This is a genomic window from Streptomyces sp. (genome assembly GCF_031181705.1).
In the GTDB taxonomy this organism is placed as follows: Bacteria; Actinomycetota; Actinomycetes; order Streptomycetales; family Streptomycetaceae; genus Streptomyces.
Map to the genome: position 1 here is coordinate 9,500 of NZ_JAPSKN010000135.1, position 5,766 is coordinate 15,265.

Consider the following 5,766-nt stretch of genomic DNA (forward strand, 5'->3'; position numbering starts at 1 on the left):
GGGGCCGGTGCCCGGTGCCCGGGGGCCGGTTCAGCCGGCGTCCGGGCGCACCACTCCGAGGATCGGCATGGATCCCGCCCCCGCGATGGTGATCGTCCGGCCTGGCCGCGGGGCGTGCACCATCGCCCCGTCGCCGATGTACATCGCGACATGGCTGGCGTCGCCGAAGTAGATGATGAGGTCGCCGGGCCGCATCTCCCGCACGTCGACGCGCCGCAGTTGCCGCCACTGCTCCTGCGACGTGCGCGGTACGCCGCGTCCGGCGGATGCCCAGGCCTGTGACGTCAGGCCCGAGCAGTCGTAGCTCTTCGGCCCCTCGGCGCCCCACTGGTACGGCTTGCCGATCTGGGCGGTGGCGTACTGGACGGCCTTCCTGCCCTGCTCGGAGGCCTTGCCGTCGATCTCGGCGAGGACGCCGGAGTCCAGCCAGGCGGTCTGGGCCCGGTCCGCGGCCTCCTTCTCCAGCTCGGCGAGGCGCTCCTGCTCCTCCTCGCGCAGCTCGGACTCCAGCTTCTCGGCCTGCGCGATCTGCTTCTCGATCTTCTTCTGCGCGGCGGCCTTGGCCTTGCGGCCCGCCTCCAGCTTCTTCCACTGCGCGGAGGCGTCCTTGGCGTACTGCTCCAAGTCCTCCTGCGCGCGGGTCAGTTCGCCGATCAGGCCCTTGGTCGCGTGGTGGCCCTGGCGGACGCGGCCCGTGCCGTCGAGGAACTCCTGCGGGTCGTCACTGAGCATCAGCCGGGCCTCGGGCGGGAGTCCGCCGCCGCGGTACTGGGCGGCGGCCGCGGCGCCCGCGCGGTCCTTGAGCCGCTCCAGCCGCTCCTTGCCCTTGACGATCTTCTTGGCCAGCTTGACGATCTCGGCGGACTGCTTGTCGGCCTTCTCCTCGGCGGCGTTGTACTCGTCGGTGGCGCGGGCGGCCGCGCGGTAGAGCTTGTCGAGCTTCTCGCGGACGGCTTCCAGGTCCGTGCCGGGTGTGCGGGCCGTGCTCGCGGCGGGGGTGGGCTCGGGGTCGGGGTGAGGGCCGGCGAATGCAGTGCCCGGCGCTGCCAGTACCGTGACCGCGCAGACCACGGCCACGGCCGTCGCGATCAGGCCACGCTTGCCCGTTCCCATACGTCGCCCCCACTTATTAACCGTCAGTAACATGCGGTTCGCCTGGGGATGCTGCCATGTCGGCGGGCAAAACGACAGGGGTAGTACTTCCCGCCACTCCCGCGCCGGTATGCCCCCGCCCCACGATCTCCCCCGTGTGTGTGACGAACGACTCACGGAGATCGTTCCCACGAGTCCGGGGTGCCTCGCCCGGAGGCACTCACCCCCGGGCGTCCTCATCCCTCGAGAAGACCCTCACCCCCGCGGCGCCAACGCCCCCCAGCGCACTGTCACTTCGCCCTGGCGCCACCGTGCCGGGCCGTCCAGGACCGGCCAGTCGGCCGTCAGATCGCGCACCGCTCGGATCCAGCGCTGGCGGGCGCCGTAGGAGGCGTAGGGCGCGGCGGCCGCCCAGGCGCGGTCGAAGTCGCGCAGGAAGGCGTGCACGGGCTCGCCCGGGACGTTGCGGTGGATGAGTGCCTTCGGCAGGCGTTCCGCCAGGTCGGAAGGGCGTCCCAGGGAGCCGAGCCGGGTCGCGAAGGTGACCGTGCGGGGTCCCTCCGGGCCGAGCGCGATCCACACGTGCCGGCGTCCGATCTCGTCGCAGGTCCCCTCGACCAGCAGCCCGCCGCGCGAGCCGGTCGCGGGATCGGCCGGGGCGAGCCGCCCGCACAGCCGCTCCCACACGGCCGCCACCTCGTGCTCCTCGTACTGCCGCAGCACGTTCGCCGCGCGCACGAGCAGGGGCCGCTGCGGGATCGGGATCTCGAAGCCGCCGTGCCGGAAGACCAGCCCCGCCCGCTCGTAGGGGAGGGCCGCCGCGACCCGGGCCGGTTCGATCTCGATTCCCACGACACGCGCGCGTGGTGCCACCGTGCGGAGCCGCTGCAGCAGTTCGACGGCCGTCCAGGGGGCGGCGCCGTACCCGAGGTCCACCGCCACGGGATCGGCGGCGCGGCGCAGTTCGGCGCCGTGCGTGGCCGCGATCCAGCGGTCCATGCGGCGCAGCCGGTTGGGGTTGGTCGTCCCGCGCGTCACCGTTCCCAGGGGGCGGGCGGCTGCGCGGGCTGTCATGCCTACGAGGGTATGCGGCGCCACGGGCCCCGGGTGACCGTGAGGGGCCGGGGGCCGCACCCAGGAGAGGGGTCGAACGGTTGAGCGATCAGCGGTAATGATTCGGTAAAACTCGCGAACCGGGAAATGGAGCGCCTTCCTCCGGTGTTGGACCACGTCGGAGGGCACGTGCGCCCTGCGTCAGGCATGCCCCGGAGCGAGGAGGAACGCCACGTGAGCCAGTACATCGGCAGGCTCGGGCGGCGCTCGGCGTCCTCGACCGCGCGCCTCCGGTTGCACCGCAGGCCCCGCCGCGTCGCCATGCTCTCCGTGCACACCTCCCCGCTCCACCAGCCGGGCACCGGCGACGCCGGCGGCATGAACGTCTACATCGTGGAGCTCGCGCAGCGTCTCGCCGCGATCAACATCGAGGTGGAGATCTTCACGCGCGCGACCGCCGCCGCCCTCCCGCCCACCGTCGAGCTGGCCCCCGGCGTGCTCGTCCGGCACGTCGACGCCGGGCCCTACGAGGGCCTCAACAAGGAGGACCTCCCCGCCCAGCTGTGCGCCTTCACGCACGGCGTGATGCACGCCTGGGCCGGTCACCGCCCCGGCCACTACGACCTGGTCCACTCCCACTACTGGCTCTCCGGCCACGTCGGCTGGCTCGCCGCCCAGCGCTGGGGTGTCCCGCTGGTGCACGCCATGCACACCATGGCCAAGGTCAAGAACGCCAACCTGGCCGACGGCGACACCCCCGAGCCCGCCGCCCGCGTCATCGGCGAGACCCAGATCGTCGACGCCGCCGACCGCCTCATCGCCAACACCACCGAAGAGGCCGACGAACTCGTCCGGCACTACGCGGCCGACCCCGGCAAGGTCGCCGTGGTCCACCCCGGCGTCAACCTCCGCCGCTTCTCGCCCGCCGACGGCCGCGCCGCCGCCCGGGCCCGCCTCGGCCTGCCCCAGGACGCCCTCATCCCGCTCTTCGCGGGCCGCATCCAGCCCCTGAAGGCCCCCGACGTGCTGCTGCGGGCCGTCGCCGTGCTCCTCGACGAGCGTCCCGAGCTGCGCTCCCGCATCCTCGTGCCCGTCGTCGGCGGTCCCAGCGGCAGCGGCCTCGCCAAGCCCGAGGGACTGCAGAAGCTCGCCGCCCGCCTCGGCATCGCGGACGTCGTACGGTTCCGCCCGCCGGTCGGCCAGGAGCAGCTCGCCGACTGGTTCCGCGCCGCCTCCGTGCTGGTCATGCCCTCCTACAGCGAGTCCTTCGGCCTGGTCGCCATAGAGGCCCAGGCGGCCGGCACCCCCGTGCTCGCGGCAGCGGTCGGCGGCCTGCCGGTCGCCGTCCGGGACGGCCACACCGGTTTCCTCGTGCGCGGCCACAATCCGGCCGACTACGCGCGCGTGCTGGGCGCCTTCGCCGACGACCCGCACCTCGCGCCCCGGCTCGGCGACCAGGCCGCCCGCCACGCCCAGTCCTTCGGCTGGGACACCGCGGCCGCCGCCACCGCGGACGTCTACACGGCCGCGCTGCAGGCGCACCGCCGTCGCGTACGCTCGCTGCATGGGTGAAACCGATCTCGAACAGCGCGCGGCACAGGTCGTCGAGGGAGTGCTGAAGGACGCCGGCCTGGAGTGGGAGAGCCCCCGGCCCGGCACGTACGTCGCGCAACTGCCCGGCACCCGCAAGCTGAAGACGACGGTCTCCCTGATCGTCGGCCGCCACTCCCTGTCGCTGAACGCCTTCGTCATCCGCCACCCCGACGAGAACGAGCAGGGCGTCCACCGCTGGCTCCTGGAGCGCAACCTCAAGCTCTACGGCGTGAGTTACGCCGTCGACCAGCACGGCGACGTCTACGTCACCGGCCGCCTCGCCCTGCCCGCCGTCACCGCCGACGAGATCGACCGCCTGCTCGGCCAGGTGCTCGAGGCCTCCGACGGCAGCTTCAACACCCTGCTGGAACTCGGCTTCGCCTCGGCGATCCGCAAGGAGTACGAGTGGCGGGTCTCCCGGGGCGAGTCCACGCGCAACCTCGACGCCTTCGCCCACCTGACGCAGCGCCCGGAGCGGCCCCAGGAGGACAGGCCCTGAGAGGGCAGCCCTGATGGGTCAGGCCTTGATGGGTCAGGCCTTGATGGGTCAGGCCTTGATGGGTCAGGCCCGGAAGGGTCAGGTCCTGGAGGCCGCCCGGTAGCTCCCGGGCGGTACACCCACCAGCTTCCGGAAGTGCCGGGTGAGATGGGACTGGTCGTAGAACCCGGTCGCCACCGCGACCTCGCTCGGTGAGCGCCCTTCGAGCAGCAGCCGCCGGGCGCGGCCCACGCGCAGGGACGTCAGGTACTGGTGCGGGGCGATGCCGTAGGCCGTGCTGAAGGCCCGGACCAGATGGGCGGGATGGGCTCCCACCAGCCCGGCCGCCTCCCGCAGCCCGACGCCCTCGACGACCCGCTCGTCCAGCAGCTCGCGCAGCCGCCGCGCGAGCACCGGATCGGCGGGACGGGCCGTGCCGCTCTCCCCCCGCAGATGGTCGCGCAGCCGCTCCCCGACGAGCGTCAGCCTGCTCTCGGCCTCCAGTTCCTCACCGGGCCGGGCCAGCGCGCCGTGCACCTGGCCGACGCGCCGCCGCAGCAGCGGATCGCGCAGATCGGGCCGGTCGACGGCGGCCCCGATGAACTCGTCGCCGAGATACGTCGCGTCCAGGTACAGCACCCGCTTGCGGAAGCCCTCCTCGGTGACGGGCGAGCCGTTGTGCGGCACGTGCGGCGGCAGCAGTGACACGGTGTCGTGCGGGGTGCCGTGCTCGTGCCGGTCGAGGTCGTACCGTACGGCGCCGGTGTCGACGATCAGCAGCGTCCAGGCTTCGTGGACGTGCATCGGATACGCGTACTCGGTGAACCGGGCGTGGAACACCTCGACGACACCCGGGACGGCCGGCCGCCAGGCGGAGACGATCCGCTGTCGGTCCGGGGTCGTGCGGGCGGGCGGTGAGGCCATGCAAAGAACGTACAAGACCCGGGCCGGGGCTGCCGGGCACGCTCGAATCATGAACACGATCACCGAACCCCCGGGGCCGGAACCCATCCGCTTCGACACGAAGATCGCCGTGCTGCTGCGTGCCGACCTGGAGCCCTGGCAGCGCCTCAACGTCACGTCGTTCCTGGTCAGCGGCCTGGGAACACAGATCCCCGAGGTGATCGGCGAACCGTACGAGGACGCGGACGGCGTGCCGTACCTGCCGATGTTCCGCCAGCCGGTCCTGGTCTTCGAGGCCACGAAGGAGACGCTCACCACGGCCCACGCCCGCGCCCTGTCCCGCGCCCTGCCGCGCTCGGTCTTCACCTCCGACCTGTTCGCGACGGGCAACGACCGCGACAACCGGGCGGCCGTACGCGCGGTGCCGACGGCGGAGCTGGACCTGGTGGGACTCGCCGTCCACGGCCCGAAGAACGCGGTGGACAAGGTGGTGAAGGGGGCACGCCTGCACCCGTGAGCCGGGCGGGGCGTGAACGCGGGTGCGGGCGCGGATGCCGGGGTGGGGCGGCGACAAGGTCGCGGACCGGTAGCCCAACGGCTGATGACGGGGCCGCGAGCGCCTGACCGGACTCGACGCCGTGGAGGAA

The 5,766-nt window shown here is 72.9% G+C and carries 6 protein-coding genes; 3 read left to right on the forward strand and 3 right to left on the reverse strand.

Annotated features, from left to right (window positions below; translation table 11 throughout):
- Positions 1–30: 30 nt before the first annotated feature.
- Positions 31–1,113, reverse strand: a complete 1,083-nt coding sequence (locus RIN80_RS21930; protein WP_309097342.1) for an NlpC/P60 family protein — start codon at positions 1,111–1,113, stop codon at positions 31–33.
- Between the two features lie 234 nt (positions 1,114–1,347).
- Complete coding sequence (locus RIN80_RS21935) at positions 1,348–2,166, reverse strand: class I SAM-dependent methyltransferase (protein WP_309097343.1); 819 nt, start codon at positions 2,164–2,166, stop codon at positions 1,348–1,350.
- A gap of 213 nt (positions 2,167–2,379) precedes the next feature.
- Here RIN80_RS21935 and mshA point away from each other — a divergent pair, with 213 nt between their 5' ends.
- Complete coding sequence (mshA, locus tag RIN80_RS21940; RefSeq protein WP_309097344.1) at positions 2,380–3,717, forward strand: D-inositol-3-phosphate glycosyltransferase; 1,338 nt, start codon at positions 2,380–2,382, stop codon at positions 3,715–3,717.
- Complete coding sequence (locus RIN80_RS21945; protein ID WP_309097345.1) at positions 3,710–4,237, forward strand: YbjN domain-containing protein; 528 nt, start codon at positions 3,710–3,712, stop codon at positions 4,235–4,237. The genes mshA and RIN80_RS21945 overlap by 8 nt, the downstream gene beginning before the upstream one ends.
- 78 nt (positions 4,238–4,315) lie before the next feature.
- On the opposite strand, the gene RIN80_RS21950 is transcribed toward RIN80_RS21945, so the two are convergent.
- Positions 4,316–5,140, reverse strand: a complete 825-nt coding sequence (locus RIN80_RS21950; RefSeq protein WP_309097346.1) for an AraC family transcriptional regulator — start codon at positions 5,138–5,140, stop codon at positions 4,316–4,318.
- 49 nt (positions 5,141–5,189) lie between these two features.
- Here RIN80_RS21950 and RIN80_RS21955 point away from each other — a divergent pair, with 49 nt between their 5' ends.
- Positions 5,190–5,636, forward strand: coding sequence for a DUF2000 domain-containing protein (locus RIN80_RS21955; protein WP_309097347.1), 447 nt, complete (start codon positions 5,190–5,192; stop codon positions 5,634–5,636).
- The last annotated feature ends 130 nt before the right edge of the window (positions 5,637–5,766 follow it).